The following is a 13,085-nucleotide window of genomic DNA, read 5'->3' as shown; positions in this document are numbered from 1 at the left end:
ACGCGTAGGGACGCCCCGACCCCGCCACCACCGCCATCAGCGCCCGCGCCGCGCCCCAGCGCAAGCCCGCCAGCGAGTGCACGTGGATCAGGACCGGCGCCAGCTGCCCGACGAACTCCGCGAGCTCCGCCGCGTCGCGCGGCAGGTACAGGCTGTCGAGGTTGGGCAGGTACAGGAACTCGGGGCCGCGATACGAGACGTGGACCTCGAGGTTGCGGGTCCGGTCGATCTGCAGCAGCACCACGCTCAGGCCCTCGGCCCGGGCCTGCGCGACCATGTCGTCGATGTGCCGCTGGATGCCCCCGCCCCAGCTGTGCGTCACGTACAGCAGCGCCCGGCCGGCGAAGTGCCGGGCGAGCCGCGCCCGGTCGAGCCGCGCCCGCCCGCGCCGGCCGGGATCGGCCTGGACGAACTGCCCGACCCGGGCCGGGTAGTCGGGATGCTTGGCGAGCAGCGCCGCCTGGCCCTGGTCGTACTCGCCGCCCGCGTCGAGCCCGAACGAGATCTGGCCGGCATGGTGGACGAACACGTCCTCGGCGAGCAGGTTGACGAAGCCGGCCTTGATGGCGCGCAGGCACCAGTCGTTCTCCTCGCCGTAGCCCTTGCCGAAGGCCTCGGCGTCGAGGTCGCCGACGGCGTCGAGGGCGGCGGCGGTCATGTACATGCAGAAGCCGACGCCGGTGGGCACGGGCACGGCGCGGCCGCGATTGACCTGCGCGGCCACGCGGTCGAGGTCGGGCCGGGCGATCTCCAGCGGCATGGTGTTGTTGGCGTTGAAGCGCGGGTAGGAGCAGATCGTGGCGTTGTTGGACAGCGGCGTGACGCTGCCCACGGGCAGCCCCGCGCCCATCCCTGCCCCAGCCCCTGCTTCCGTGCCGGACCCGGCCTGAGGGTCTGTCTGAGGTTCGGCGTGGGCGACGAGGCGGTCGAGCCAGTCGCCGAAGACTTCAGCGTCGGAGTTGAGCAGGACGACGGCGCGGCCCTGGCGCAGGCCGAGGGCGCGGTTGACCGAGCGGACGAAGCCGAGGTTGCGCTCGTTCTCGACGAGGTGGAACAGGCCGCGGCCGGCGAGGGCGGCGAGGTCCGCAGTGAGCTGCGGGTCGGGGGAGCGGTCGTTGACGGCGAGCAGGGTGAAGGGCGTGGCCTGGGGCGCCGACAGGCAGGCGTGGAGGGCGCGCAGGGTCTCGCCGCGGCCCTTGTAGACGGGGACGATAACGACGACGCGGGCCTGCGCGATGGGCAGGGCCCGGGGCAGGCGGTCCCATTCGTCGGCGGCCGGGGCCTCCATGGGCGGGTAGGTGCCGAGATCCTCGGGGCAGCCCATCAGCCCGGCGGCCCGGCCGGTGCGCACGTAGTGCAGGAACGGCGACTCCCCGGGACCCAGCAGGTGCCCGTAGGTCTCCCGGTAGAACGCGATCGAGAAGGCCTTGCTCGGGTCCCGGCCCTCGTGCTGCCCGTAGGCGACGAAGTGGGCGAGCGGGGCGTCGGCGGCGTCGGGGTTGCGCTTGGCGTAGAAGGCGGCGTCGAAGAACGGTGCGACCGTCCGGGCCTCGTCGGCCAGCGCCGCCTCCCGCGAATCCGGCGTGCCGTAGCGGGGGTGGAAGGCACCGGCCGCGATGTCGGTCCCGTGCATCAGCGCCGTGGCGAGGCGGTGGACGAGGGGCGCGAGGCCCGTCTCGCGCATCCCGGGATGCGCGTCGGCGTAGGCCTGCCCGTCGAAGTCGGGCCTGGGGTTGCGGCCCGCGCGCCAGCCGGTGTCGCAGTAGTCGCGCACCGCGTCCTCCGCCTCGGACAGGCCGTAGCGCGCCCGGTAGAAGCCGTAGTCGAAATGCCCCGCCACCAGCCGCGCCTGCAGGTCCAGGAACGCGTCCCGCTCGAGGGTCTCCTGCCCGATCGCCCCCAGCCAGCCCGTGTCCTCGACCGGCGCCCGCGCCGGCCGCAGCCCGCAGACCCGCAGCAGCGCCGCCAGCGTCGAGCGCCCCGGGCCGGGATCGCGCAGCTCCCGCCAGCCCGCCTCGGCGAAGTGCAGGAACGGCTCGCGCCCGCCCACGTCCGGATAGGTCGCCCGGTACCACGCCGCGTCCACCGCCGGCAGGTTCAGCCGGTGCGGCCCCGCGAACGGCTCGGCCCCCGTCAGCCGGGTCTCGGCGACGTAGCGGAAGAACGGGTCGTCCGCGACCGCCCGGCTGCCGGCCCGCGCCTGCACGTAGCCGGCCGGGTCGAAGTCCGGCCGCGGGCCGATCCGCGCCCGCCAGCCCTCCGCCACGTAGTGGCGCAGCAGCGCCGCGTCCGAGGCATCGGCCAGCGCCTCGGCCTGCGGTCCGGGCAGGCGCTGCCGGTAATGGGCGGCGTCGAAGTAGGGGGCGAGCGTCTCGATCCGCAGCGCGAGCGCGGCCTCCGGGTCGGGGCGGGCCGGTCCGCCGTGGAGGACGTAGTGGACCAGCGGGTTCCGGGTGGCGAAGGTGATCCCGCGGCTGAGGCAGTAGGCCAGGGTGTCGAAGTGCGGCGCCGGCTCGCGGCCCTCGCGCCAGCCGGAGGCCATGTAGTGGTCGACCGGGTCGACGCCGGCGGCGGCGAGGTCGGGGTTGCCGGCGAGATAGTAGGCGCCGTCGACGAGGCGGCGGGCGAGGCGGTGGGCCTCGGCCGTGTCGGGCTTCGGCAGGGCGGCCGCCTCCCCCGCCCCGCCGGCCCCGCCACGTCCGGCGCGGCGGCGCGCGAGGGCGTGCAGGAGCGGGTTGATGCCGGCGCGGGCGAGGTGGGGATGGGCGGCGAGGTAGGCGGCGGAGTCGAAGTCGGGGCGCGGGTCGCGGCCCGCGCGCCAGCCGTGGACGAGGTAGTCGCGCACCGGGTCGGCCGCGATCCCGTACCAGCTCGCGTAGAACGCCGTGTCAAAGTGCGGAGCCAGGGCGGCGATCAGGCGCGCCTCGAGATCCGCGCCGGTCGCCGCGCCCGCCCAGCGTCGGTGCAGCGCCGCCGGCGTGGCCAGCGGGTCGCGCAGCCGGCCGAGGCGGCGTCGCATCCGCGTCAGGGCCGAGATCCGGCCGGTCCCGTCGGAGTCGCGGCGCATCTCAGGACTCTGCGGAGGGGCGTTCGCCGCGGGCCGTCACGGGGCGCGGGATCCATCGGCCGCCCGCCGGGCGGGCGCCGTCGAGGCGCGGGGCTCTGATCGGGTCATGGGCGGCAGCTGGCGGGCAGCGTCGGAGGCGCGAGGCGGCGCGGGAGCGATCGTCCTGTCGGACACAAGTCGCACTAGCGGAACCGGCCGAATCCGTAAACCGCGGGGCGCCGCCGGCATCCGCGCCGCGGGCCATGCCGCGGGTCATGCCGCGGACCGGCGGAGGGCCTTGCTGCCGACCGTATTTCGATATATCTGAAAATTCGTCATATCGAAATCGAGTCGTCTCCATGCATCCCTATGTCTCGGACGGCCTGCACGCCGATCCCTTCGACGCCTTCCGCGTCCGCGCCCATCGCGGGCCGATGGGCGGCGACCCCCGCGGACGGCACGGGCCCCACGGCCACCCGGGTCGCGGTCCCGGCGACCGCCGGATGTTCGGCCGCGGCGGCCGCGGCGACCTCGCGCGCTTCTTCGCCCACGGCGACCTGCGCCTCGTCATCCTCCACCTGATCGCCGAGAAGCCGCGCCACGGCTACGAGATCATCAAGGCGATCGAGGAGCGGGTCGGCGGCGCCTACAGCCCGAGCCCCGGGACCGTCTACCCGACGCTGACCCTCCTGGAGGAACTCGGCCACGTCACGGTGACCCCCGGGGAGGGCACCAAGCGGCTGCACGCGATCACGCCCGAGGGGCAGGCCTTCCTGGACGGCAACCGCCCGACCCTCGAGGCGATCCTCGCCCGGATGGCCGAGGCCGAGGCCGCCCGGGGCGACGGTCCCCCGCCCTCGGTCGTGCGCGCCAAGGAGGGGCTGAAGCTCGCCCTGCAGATGCGGCTCGCCCGCGGTCCGCTCAGCGCCGAGCAGGCCGCCGCCATCACGGCGGCCCTGGAGGCGGCGACCGCCGCGGTGGAGCGGGCGTGACGGGCCGTCCCGCGCCCGTCACCGGACCCGTCACCGGACCCGTCACCGGACCCGTCACCGGGACGCGGCTCGGCAGCCTCGTCCTCGGGATCACCCTGTTCCGGCCGCGGCCGGACCAGGTGGCGCGCGTCCGGGCCCTGGCCTCGGCCGGCGACGCCGCGGTGATCGCCTTCGACAATGGCGGCCTCCCGGCCGGGACGGCCGACCAGCTCGCCCGGGCCGGCGTGACCCTGCTGTCGGCGGGCACGAATCTCGGCATCGCCGAGGCGCTCAACCGGATCGCGGCGGCCGCCCGCGCCGCGGGGGGCGGGACCCTCCTCCTCCTCGACCAGGACGCCGAGCCGCCCGCGGATCTCGCCGCCGCGCTGCTGGCGGCGCGGGACCGGCTGCGGGAGGCCGGGATCCCGGCGGCGGTGGTGGGCCCGGTGCCCGCGCCGGCACCGGGCCACAAGGCGCCGGCCTACCCGCCCCGTCCCGGCGCGCCGGCACGCGACGGCCTCGCCCCGGTGCAGTTCCTGGCGACCTCGGGCTCGCTCCTCGACCTCGACGCCTTCGCGCGGGTCGGGCCGTTCCGCGGCGACTTCTTCATCGACGGGGTCGAGCTCGAATGGTGCTTCCGTGCCTGGAGCCTCGGCTACGGCTGCTACCGAGCCGACGCCGTCGCGATCCCGCACCGCGTCGGCGGCGGGACGATCCGGGCCTTCGGGATCACGATGCCGCGCCAGCCCCTGTTCCGCATGGCGACCTACCTGCGCAACGCGATCTACGCGTGGCGGCTGCCGCACGTGCCGCCGCGCTGGAAACTCGCCCAGGCCGCCTACCTGCCGCTCCAGGCCGGGCTGTACTGGGCGGATTCGGGCTTCCGGCCCGCCGTGCTGCTCAGGCTCCTCGCGGCCGCGCGCGACGGCGCCCTCGGGCGCCTCGGGCCGCCCCGGGACCTGCCCCGGGACCTGCCGTGACCGACCGCCCTGCCCTCGACGTCGTGATCGTCAACTGGAACGGCGGCGGCCTGCTGCGCGCCTGCCTCGCGAGCCTCGCGGCCGCGCGGGACGCCTCGGCCGTGCAGGTCACCGTGGTGGACAACGCCTCGACGGACGGCTCCACCGAGACCCTGCCCGCCCTGCCCCGCCCGCTCCGGCTGATCCAGAACACCGCGAATCTCGGCTTCGGCCGGGCCTGCGACCAGGGCGCCGCCGCCGGCGACGCCCCCGCGATCCTGTTCCTGAACCCGGACACGCAGGTCGCGCCCGACGCGCTCGGCGTGGCCCTGGCCGCCCTGGCGGCCGACCCGCGGACCGGGATCGTGGGCGCGCGGCTCGTCGACCCGGACGGGCGGACCGCGCGCTCCTGCGCCCGGGCGCCCTCGGCGCTGGGCCTCCTCGGCCGCGCCCTGGCGCTCGACCGCCTCGGCCTCGTGCGGCCGCACTTCCTGCTGGAGTGGGACCACGCGGAGGACCGCGCCGTCGACCAGGTGATGGGCGCCTTCCTGATGATCCGCCGCGACCTGTTCCGGAGCCTCGGCGGGTTCGACCCGCGCTTCTTCGTCTACTGGGAGGATGCCGACCTCTGCGAACGGGCCCGGGCGGCGGGCTTCGCGGTGCGGCACGTGGCCGGGGCGGTCGCCCGCCATGTCGGCCAGGGCACGACCCGGCAGGTGCGGGCGCGGCGGCTGTTCTACTTCCTGCGCAGCCAGATCCTCTACGCCGGCAAGCACCACGGCGCCGCGACGGCCCTCGGCCTGGCGGCGGCGAGCTTCGGCGCGCAGGTGCCCCTGCGTCTCGCCCTGGCCCTCGCCCGCCGCTCCCCCCGGGAGGCCGCGGAGGTCCTGCGGGCGGCGGGCCTCCTGGCCGCGGCGCTGCCGGGGCTCGTGCCGGACCTCCTGCGGGCCGCGCGCGCGCGGCCCGCCGCTTGAGCGGGCCGACGATGCCGTGCCCTGTCCGCGCGCCCGCCGCGCAGGGGCCGGCCGCCCGCGCGACCCGGACGGGGCCGTGAGCCTGCCGATCACCGGGGGCGGCCGGTTCTGGGCCCTTGCCTTCCTGGGCCTCGGCTTCCCGGCCTGCCTCGCGCTGGCCTGGATCGGTCTCACCGGCGAGTCCCCGTCCGCCCTCGCCGTCTGCGGCCGGCTCGCCGGCATCGCGGCGTTCCTGGGCCTGGGGCTCGCCGCCCTGGCCCTGGCGACCCGGGGCCGGGCCGCGCTGTTCGCGCTGCTGTGCTTCCCGGCCTCGCTCGCGGCCGCCCCGGGACCGGACGGGCCCGTCCTGGCGCTGGCGGCGCTCGCGGCCGCGCTGCTCAGCCCCCGGCCGATGACGGGCCGGCACGGATCGGCGCGCCGCGCCGGCGCGGCGCTGGCGATCGCCCTGGTGGTGCTGGCGCGGCCGGCCTGCGCGCCCCTCGTGGGGATGCTGCTGGTGCCGTTCCCGCCCCCGGGGCGACGCGTCCGCGCCTGGCGGGAGCGGCTGCCGCTCGCCGCGCTCGCCCTGCTGCCGGCGCTCCTGCCGGCGCTCCTGCCGGCCGCGAGCCCCGGGCTTCCGCCCCCCGGCGCGGCGGGGGGCGGATTGGTGTCCCTGCCCGTCCCGCTGCCCGGTTTCCTCACCGGGGTCTGGGCCGCCGCGCTGCTGGTGCCGCCCGTCGCGCTGCGGCGCGGCCCCCTGCCCCCGCGCGCGGAGCGGCTGTGGCTCTCGGGCTGCGCGCTCCTCGGCCTCTGGCTGGCGGTGCTGCCGCAGGCCCTCGCCTCGGCGGGCGGCCTCGGCGGGTTGCAGGCCCGGGACCTGCTGCCGCTGGCGCCGATGCTGATCCTGGCCTTCGCCCGGGGGCGGATCGGCACCGCGGCGGCCCTGCGCTGGCCGGCCCTGCTCCCGGTGCTGGCCGCCGCCCTCGACGCGGCGGTGCTGCCGATGATCGCGCTGCGGGCGTAGCGGGCGCTCAGTCCCGTTCCAGGAACTCCAGGAGCGCCCGGTTGAAGGCCTCGGGCCGGGTGACGCTGTGGGCGTGGCCGCCCTCCGGGGCGAGGGCGAGCCGGGCCTTGGGCAGCGCCGCCGCCAGCCGCTCGGACCGGGTGTAGGGCACCAGCACGTCGTCCCGGGCGGCCATGACCAGGGTCTCGTGGCCGATCGCCCCGAGATGGTCCGCGATGGTGAAGCGCTCCAGGGCGGCGATGCGGGTCAGCACGGTCTCGGCGCCGGGGAAATGCGCCAGGGCCTGCGCCGCGTCGGCTTCGACCCGCTCGGCCTGCGCGGAGAGCCAGGGGGCCGGGTACAGGAAGATCGCCTGGGCCCGCACGTAGGCCTCCGGCCCGCCCCCGGCCAGGATCGCCCGGCGGGCCGCGAAGCAGCGGCGCGTGGCCGGGTCCATCGCGTCCCAGCCGTTGATCACGACGAGGCGCCCGACCCGCCCGGGGGCGTCCAGCGCCATCTGGAGGGCGATCAGGCCGCCGAGCGCGTGGCCGACCACGTCGGCCCGGTCGATCCCGGCCGCGTCCAGCACCCCGAGCGCGTCCCGCGCCATGGCGGGGACGTCGTGGTCCGGCGCGAGCCGGCCGGGCGAGCGCCCGGTGCCGCGGTGGTCGTAGGTGACGACCCGGAACCGCGCGGTCAGGGCCGCCATCTGCGGCGCGAAGTAGCTCGCCGCGCCGCCGAGGCCCGGCGAGAGCAGCACCGGCCGCCCGCCCGCCGGGCCGGCCACCGCGTGGGGGAGCGGGCCCATCAGCGGCCGATATGGGCGATCGCGGCGATCTCCACGCGGGCCTCGGGCTTCACGAGGCCGCACTGGATGCAGTAGCGCGCGGGCTTCTCGCCCGGGAAATACTCGGCGTAGACGGCGTTGATCGCGGCGTAGTCGGCCCAGTCCGCCAGGAAGACGTGGTTGAAGGTGACGTCGTCCATGGTGCCGCCCGCGGCCTCGACCACGCCCCGGACGGTCTCCAGCACGTGGCGGGTCTGGGCCGCCGCGTCGCCGACATGGACCACGTTGGCCTCCGCATCGAGTGGCAGCGTGCCCGAGACGTACAGGATCCCGTCGGCCAGGGTGCCCGGCACGTAGGGGGCCAGCGGCTTGCCGGTCCCCGGCGGTATCACGACCTGCTTGGGCATTCCCCTGCGCCTCCCGCGCGCGACCTGTCGGCCGGGCCGGGCAGGCCGCGCGGGAGGCCGCGTCGCGGCGGTCTTCGCGCACCCTGCCGGTCACCGGCCGGGCGCGCGATGCACTTATCCGGCCAGATCGCCGCCGGATGTACCGCCATATGTATCGATCCCGGCGTGTGAGGACGCCCCGAGGGCGGCCTCGAAGGCGGCGACGTCCGAGACCCAGCCGAAGAAGGTCTCGATGTTGGCGAGCGCCGCGTGCTGCAGGCTCTCCGGCCCCGCCTGGTGCGTGGCGTCGGCCAGCACGATCCCGAAATACTCCCGGTGGAACCCGTCCCGCAGCGTCGACTCGACGCAGACGTTGGTGGCGATGCCGGTGAAGACCAGCGTGGTCACGCCCCGGGACCGCAGGGTGCTGTCGAGGGGCGTGTTGTAGAAGCCGCTGTAGCGCGGCTTGCCCATCACGATGTCGCCGGGCTCCGGCCTCAGGGCGTCCACCAGCGCGTAGTCCCAGGATCCCTTGGCGAGCAGCTGCGCGTTCGCTTCAGGATTCCGCCGCATCGTCTTGAGGGCGTTGGATTTGTGCCAGTTCGGCGAGCCCGGGCCACCGGCCTCGACATAGGCCGGGTCCCAGCCGTTCTGGAACCACAGGACCGGGATGCCGGCGGATCGCGCCGCCGCCACAGCCCGGGCGATCCGGGCGATCACCGGGCCGGTGCCCGAGACGTCGAAGCCGGCCCGGTCGAGGTAGCCGCCCGGGCTCGCGTAGGCGTTCTGGACGTCCACCACGATGAGGACCGTGGTCGCGGGATCGAGGGCGATCGGCTCCGGGCGGGCCGGCAGGACGACGCCGCCGTGCCGGCCCTGGGCGTCGCGGAATCCGGCTGGCTGGTCCATCGGGCGCTCCATCAGGCGACCTCGGGCAGTGCCGCCGCCGTCACGTGCCGGCGCGACCGCATCAGGGGCTGGATCCGGGTCCCGAAATCGTCGAGGCCCTTGAGGAAATCGTCGAAGACGAGCAGCACGCCCTCGACGCCGTCGATGGTCATGACGGCGTCGAGCATCGCGGCCACGCTGGCGTAGCTGCCCACCAGGGTGCCCATGTTGAGGTTCACCGCCGAGGTCGGGTCGGCGAGCTGGCGCACGTTGGTGTCGCTGCCGGACTTGGTGTCGGCCGCGCCCTGGACGCCGAGCCACGCGATCGCCTCGGCATCCGCGCCCGCCTTGTAGTGCGCCCAGGTCGCCATCGCGGCGTCGTCGGTCTCGTCGGCGATGATCATGAACAGGGCGAAGGCGGTCACCCGCCGCCCGGTCCGCGCGCTGGCCTCGGCGAGCGTCTCCACCACGGGCGCGAAGGCGGTCGGCGTGTTGAGCCCCTTGCCCAGACAGAAATTGTAGTCGGCGTACTGGGCCGTGAAGGCCAGTCCGGCGCCGCTCTGACCGGCGCAGATGATCTTCACCGGCGCCTGCGGCCGGGGGCTCAGCCGGCAATCGTTCATCTGGAAATACGTGCCCTTGCGGTCGCTGGCGCCCGTCTCCCACAGGTCGCGCAGGATCTGGGCGTACTCGGCCAGGTAGTCGTAGCGCCTGGCAAAATACTCATCCCCGGGCCACAGGCCCATCTGGTCGTATTCCGGCTTCTGCCAGCCGGTGACGAGGTTCAGGCCGAAGCGCCCGTCGGAGATCGAGTCGATGGTCGCGGCCATGCGGGCCACGATGGCGGGCGGCAGGCACAGGGTCGCCGCGGTGGCGAACAGCCGGATCCGGGTGGTGACGGCGGCGAGCCCCGCCATCAGGGTGAAGGATTCGAGGTTGTGGTCCCAGAACTCGGTCTTGCCGCCGAAGCCGCGGAGCTTGATCATCGACAGGGCGAAGTCGAGCCCGTAGCCCTCCGCCTTCAGGGTGATCGCCTTGTTGAGCGCGAAGCTCGGGCGGTACTGCGGGGCGTTCTCCGACAGCAGCCAGCCGTTGTTGCCGATGGGGATGAACACCCCGACACTCATCGCCGGTGCCGGACGGGCATCGGCGCTGTCGTCCGCGTGGCTCTGCATCGTCGTCCCGCGCTCCGCCCGGTCGGTTCCCCGCCGGAACCGAGTCGACAAGCGGAGGCTCGCAAAACCGCCGCGGAGGGTCAAACCCGCGGCGCCCGTCGGGCGCGAAAATGCCTATCTTTCCAGCGACTTGCACAACCAGGGCGCGATGCCTGCCCAACCCATGCGCGCTTCCCGTCCGGCCGCGCCTTCCCGCCGGTCCGCGCTTCCGCGCGGCGCGATGATCGGTCACGATGCGGTGACGGTGCGGCGATCACTGTCGGCAGGGTCACAAACATTGTCGTGGGCGTGGCGAAGACCATCTTCCCGTGACGATGACGGATCTCGGTCCGACCCTGCCGGACCTTGCCGGACCTTGCCGGACCTTGCCGGACCTTGCCGGACCTTGCCGGAGTGACAGCGATGCGCGCGTGGCCCGCCCTGCTCCTCGTCCTCGGCCTCGCGGGGCCGGTGGCGGCCGACGAGGCGGGGCGCGCGGCGGCCCGGGCGGTCATCGCCAAGCAGGAGCAGGCGCTCGGCCGCGACGACGCGCAGACCGCCTACGAGCAGGCCGCGCCGGGGATCCGGGAGCTGTTCCCGAATGCCGACCTGTTCATCGGCATGGTCCGGAACCAGTACCGTCCGGTCTACCGCCACCGCAGCTTCGTGTTCGGCGAGGCGCGGGACACGGACGCGGCGGGCGTGGTCCAGTCGGTGGCGATCCAGGACGAGTACGGTGACGACTGGACGGCCGAGTACAGCCTCGCCCGCGACGCGGACGGGCAGTGGCGCATCACCGGCTGCCGCCTCACCAAGGCGCCCGGCACGCGCGCCTGAGGACGCGCGCAGGAGAGCGCGCAGGAGAGCGCGCGCCCGAGGGGCGCCCGCCGCCGGCACGGCGGGCGCGGAGGCCGAGCTCAGGGCCGGAACGTCCCGAGCTTCTCGAGCATCTGCAGGGTGACGTCGGCGCAGGCCTTGGTCGTGTCGTCGTCGGCGCACTTCACGTCGACCCGCGCGTCGCCGCGCTCCAGCACGATGTGGGCGGCCCGCGACGGCGGAGGTGGGGGCGGAGGCGGCGGGGGGCCGTCCGGGCCGGGACCGCGGCGCGGGTCGCCGGGGGGCGGGGGTGGCGCGCCGGCCTCGGGGCCGGGCCTCGGGCCGCCGGGCGGCGGCGGGGCCTGCGCGAAGGCGACGGTGCCGGACAGCAGTGCCGCGACGCCCGCGAGGGCGATGATTCGGGTCATGTCGGCTCTCTCCGAGACGGGATCCGCCCCGGCGGCTCAGGGCCGCGGGGCGGTCCGGCTCTAGGACGCGGCCGGGCAACCGGCCCTGAACCGGCCCGTTCAGCCCCGGTTAAACCGCCGGCCCCGCCCCGTGCGCGCCCGGCAGCCAGAGCGGCGGCGCTCGGCTTTCGACAGGTCCGCCGGCATCGTGTAGAGGGGGCGCCTTCCCTCGGAGGACCCCGTGCTCCACGTCTCGACTCGCGGCGCGGCCGCGCCGCTCTCGTTCTCGGACGCGCTCCTGGCGGGCCTCGCCCGCGACGGCGGGCTCTACGTGCCGCAGACCTGGCCGCAGATCGGCCGTTCGGAGATCGCCGACCTGGCGGGCCGGCCCTACGCGGAGGCCGCCAAAAGGGTGCTGCGCCCGCTGATCGACGGCGACGTCGCCGGGCCGGACCTCGACCGGATGATCGACGCGGCCTATGCGACGTTCCGCCACCCGGCGGTCTGCCCGCTGACCCAGCTCGACGACAACCTGTTCCTGCTGGAGCTCTTCCACGGGCCGACGCTCGCCTTCAAGGACGTGGCGATGCAGCTGCTCGGGCGGCTGATGGACCACGTCCTGGCCGAGCGCGGCGCCCGCGCCACCATCGTGGGCGCGACCTCGGGCGACACGGGCTCGGCCGCCGTGGAGGCCTTCGGCGGCCTCGACCGGGTCGACGTGTTCATCCTCTACCCGCACGGGCGGGTCTCGGAGGTGCAGCGGCGGCAGATGACCTCGGTGCCGGCGCAGAACGTCCACGCGCTGGCCGTCGACGGCACCTTCGACGATTGCCAGAACCTCGTCAAAGCCCTGTTCCAGCACGCCGATTTCGCCGACGCGGTGCGGCTGTCGGGCGTCAACTCGATCAACTGGGCCCGGGTCGCGGCGCAGGCGGTCTACTACTTCACCAGCGCCGTGGCGCTGGGCTCCCCCCACCGCCCGGTCTCCTTCGCGGTGCCGACCGGCAATTTCGGCGACGTGCTCGCCGGCTGGGTCGCCAAGCAGATGGGTCTGCCGGTCGAGCGGCTGATGATCGGCACCAACGCCAACGACATCCTGGTGCGGACCCTGGAGCACGGCGCCTACGAGCTGCGCGGCGTGGTCCCCACCACCTCGCCCTCCATGGACATCCAGATCTCGTCGAACTTCGAGCGGCTGCTGTTCGAGGCGCTGGGGCGCGACGCCGCGTCCCTGTCGCGGCTGATGGCCGGTCTGAAGCAGTCCGGCGGGTTCTCGCTGAGCCCCGAGGTGCTGGCGACGGTGCGGTCAGAGTTCGACGCCGTGGCGGTGCCGGAGCCCGACGTCATGGCGGAGATCGCCCTGACCCAGGCCGCCACCGGCGTGGTGCTCGATCCCCACAGCGCCATCGGCGTCCGGGCCGGGCGGCGGCTCCTGGAGCGGGACCCGGCGACCCCCGTGGTGGCGCTCGCCACCGCGCATCCCGCGAAGTTCCCGGACGCGGTCGCCCGGGCGACCGGCGGCCTGCGCCCCGCCCTGCCCCCGCACCTCGCCGACCTGATGGACCGGCCCGAGCGCCTGACCCGGGTCGCCAACGACCAGGCCGCCCTGGAGGCGCTCATCCGCGAGCGCGCCCGCATCACGAGGGGTGCGTGAGCCCGGCGCGCGTCACGCGACGCGCCCCCTCTCCCGTGCGGGAGCGGGGACCCGCGCCGCA

Annotated in this window: 12 protein-coding genes; 6 read left to right on the top strand and 6 right to left on the bottom strand. The window is 75.3% G+C overall.

Annotation, left to right across the window (positions count from 1 at the left end; all coding sequences use genetic code 11):
* Positions 1-3,067: glycosyltransferase (locus ACLBYB_RS18380; protein WP_447699619.1), on the bottom strand; the 3,067-nt coding region annotated here is incomplete at its 3' end.
* 338 nt (positions 3,068-3,405) lie between these two features.
* On the opposite strand from ACLBYB_RS18380, the gene ACLBYB_RS18375 reads away from it, so the two are divergent.
* The 4 genes from ACLBYB_RS18375 to ACLBYB_RS18360 all read left to right on the top strand — a co-directional run bounded on the left by ACLBYB_RS18375 (position 3,406) and on the right by ACLBYB_RS18360 (position 6,953).
* A complete protein-coding gene (locus ACLBYB_RS18375; RefSeq protein WP_020093357.1) occupies positions 3,406-4,038 on the top strand; it encodes a PadR family transcriptional regulator in 633 nt (210 codons plus the stop codon).
* Positions 4,035-4,997, top strand: coding sequence for a rhamnosyltransferase (locus ACLBYB_RS18370; protein ID WP_447699618.1), 963 nt, complete (start codon positions 4,035-4,037; stop codon positions 4,995-4,997). The genes ACLBYB_RS18375 and ACLBYB_RS18370 overlap by 4 nt, the downstream gene beginning before the upstream one ends.
* On the top strand, positions 4,994-5,950 hold the full coding sequence (locus ACLBYB_RS18365; RefSeq protein WP_447699617.1) for a glycosyltransferase family 2 protein: 957 nt from the start codon (positions 4,994-4,996) through the stop codon (positions 5,948-5,950). The genes ACLBYB_RS18370 and ACLBYB_RS18365 overlap by 4 nt, the downstream gene beginning before the upstream one ends.
* Positions 5,951-6,026: 76 nt before the next feature.
* A complete protein-coding gene (locus ACLBYB_RS18360) occupies positions 6,027-6,953 on the top strand; it encodes a hypothetical protein (RefSeq protein WP_447699616.1) in 927 nt (308 codons plus the stop codon).
* 7 nt (positions 6,954-6,960) lie between these two features.
* On the opposite strand, the gene rutD is transcribed toward ACLBYB_RS18360, so the two are convergent.
* From rutD to rutA, 4 genes are all read right to left on the bottom strand, one after another.
* Complete coding sequence (gene rutD / locus ACLBYB_RS18355) at positions 6,961-7,740, bottom strand: pyrimidine utilization protein D (RefSeq protein WP_447699615.1); 780 nt, start codon at positions 7,738-7,740, stop codon at positions 6,961-6,963.
* Positions 7,740-8,126, bottom strand: coding sequence for a pyrimidine utilization protein C (gene rutC, locus ACLBYB_RS18350; RefSeq protein ID WP_056523171.1), 387 nt, complete (start codon positions 8,124-8,126; stop codon positions 7,740-7,742). Before rutC ends, rutD begins: the two co-directional genes overlap by 1 nt.
* A 114-nt stretch (positions 8,127-8,240) precedes the next feature.
* Positions 8,241-9,014, bottom strand: a complete 774-nt coding sequence (gene rutB, locus ACLBYB_RS18345; protein ID WP_447699614.1) for a pyrimidine utilization protein B — start codon at positions 9,012-9,014, stop codon at positions 8,241-8,243.
* Positions 9,015-9,025: 11 nt separating this feature from the next.
* Positions 9,026-10,120, bottom strand: a complete 1,095-nt coding sequence (rutA, locus tag ACLBYB_RS18340; RefSeq protein ID WP_026604959.1) for a pyrimidine utilization protein A — start codon at positions 10,118-10,120, stop codon at positions 9,026-9,028.
* A gap of 450 nt (positions 10,121-10,570) precedes the next feature.
* Here rutA and ACLBYB_RS18335 point away from each other — a divergent pair, with 450 nt between their 5' ends.
* Positions 10,571-10,984, top strand: coding sequence for a DUF4864 domain-containing protein (locus ACLBYB_RS18335; RefSeq protein WP_447699613.1), 414 nt, complete (start codon positions 10,571-10,573; stop codon positions 10,982-10,984).
* Between the two features lie 80 nt (positions 10,985-11,064).
* Here ACLBYB_RS18335 and ACLBYB_RS18330 read toward each other — a convergent pair whose 3' ends face one another.
* Positions 11,065-11,391: a hypothetical protein gene (locus tag ACLBYB_RS18330; protein WP_447681803.1), complete on the bottom strand. Its 327-nt coding sequence runs from the start codon at positions 11,389-11,391 to the stop codon at positions 11,065-11,067.
* Positions 11,392-11,611: 220 nt separating this feature from the next.
* On the opposite strand from ACLBYB_RS18330, the gene thrC reads away from it, so the two are divergent.
* A complete protein-coding gene (gene thrC / locus ACLBYB_RS18325; RefSeq protein ID WP_447699612.1) occupies positions 11,612-13,024 on the top strand; it encodes a threonine synthase in 1,413 nt (470 codons plus the stop codon).
* Positions 13,025-13,085 lie beyond the last annotated feature (61 nt).

It is taken from the genome of Methylobacterium sp. D54C, from assembly GCF_053345595.1.
This window is presented reverse-complemented; position numbering and strand designations above follow the sequence as displayed.

Coding starts and splice junctions, on each gene's coding strand:
- ACLBYB_RS18375 (WP_020093357.1), top strand. CDS start 3,406: ATGCATCCCTATGTCTCGGACGGCCTGCACGCCGATCCCTTCGACGCC.
- rutD (WP_447699615.1), bottom strand. CDS start 7,740: ATGGGCCCGCTCCCCCACGCGGTGGCCGGCCCGGCGGGCGGGCGGCCG.
- rutC (WP_056523171.1), bottom strand. CDS start 8,126: ATGCCCAAGCAGGTCGTGATACCGCCGGGGACCGGCAAGCCGCTGGCC.
- rutB (WP_447699614.1), bottom strand. CDS start 9,014: ATGGACCAGCCAGCCGGATTCCGCGACGCCCAGGGCCGGCACGGCGGC.
- rutA (WP_026604959.1), bottom strand. CDS start 10,120: ATGAGTGTCGGGGTGTTCATCCCCATCGGCAACAACGGCTGGCTGCTG.
- ACLBYB_RS18335 (WP_447699613.1), top strand. CDS start 10,571: ATGCGCGCGTGGCCCGCCCTGCTCCTCGTCCTCGGCCTCGCGGGGCCG.
- ACLBYB_RS18330 (WP_447681803.1), bottom strand. CDS start 11,391: ATGACCCGAATCATCGCCCTCGCGGGCGTCGCGGCACTGCTGTCCGGC.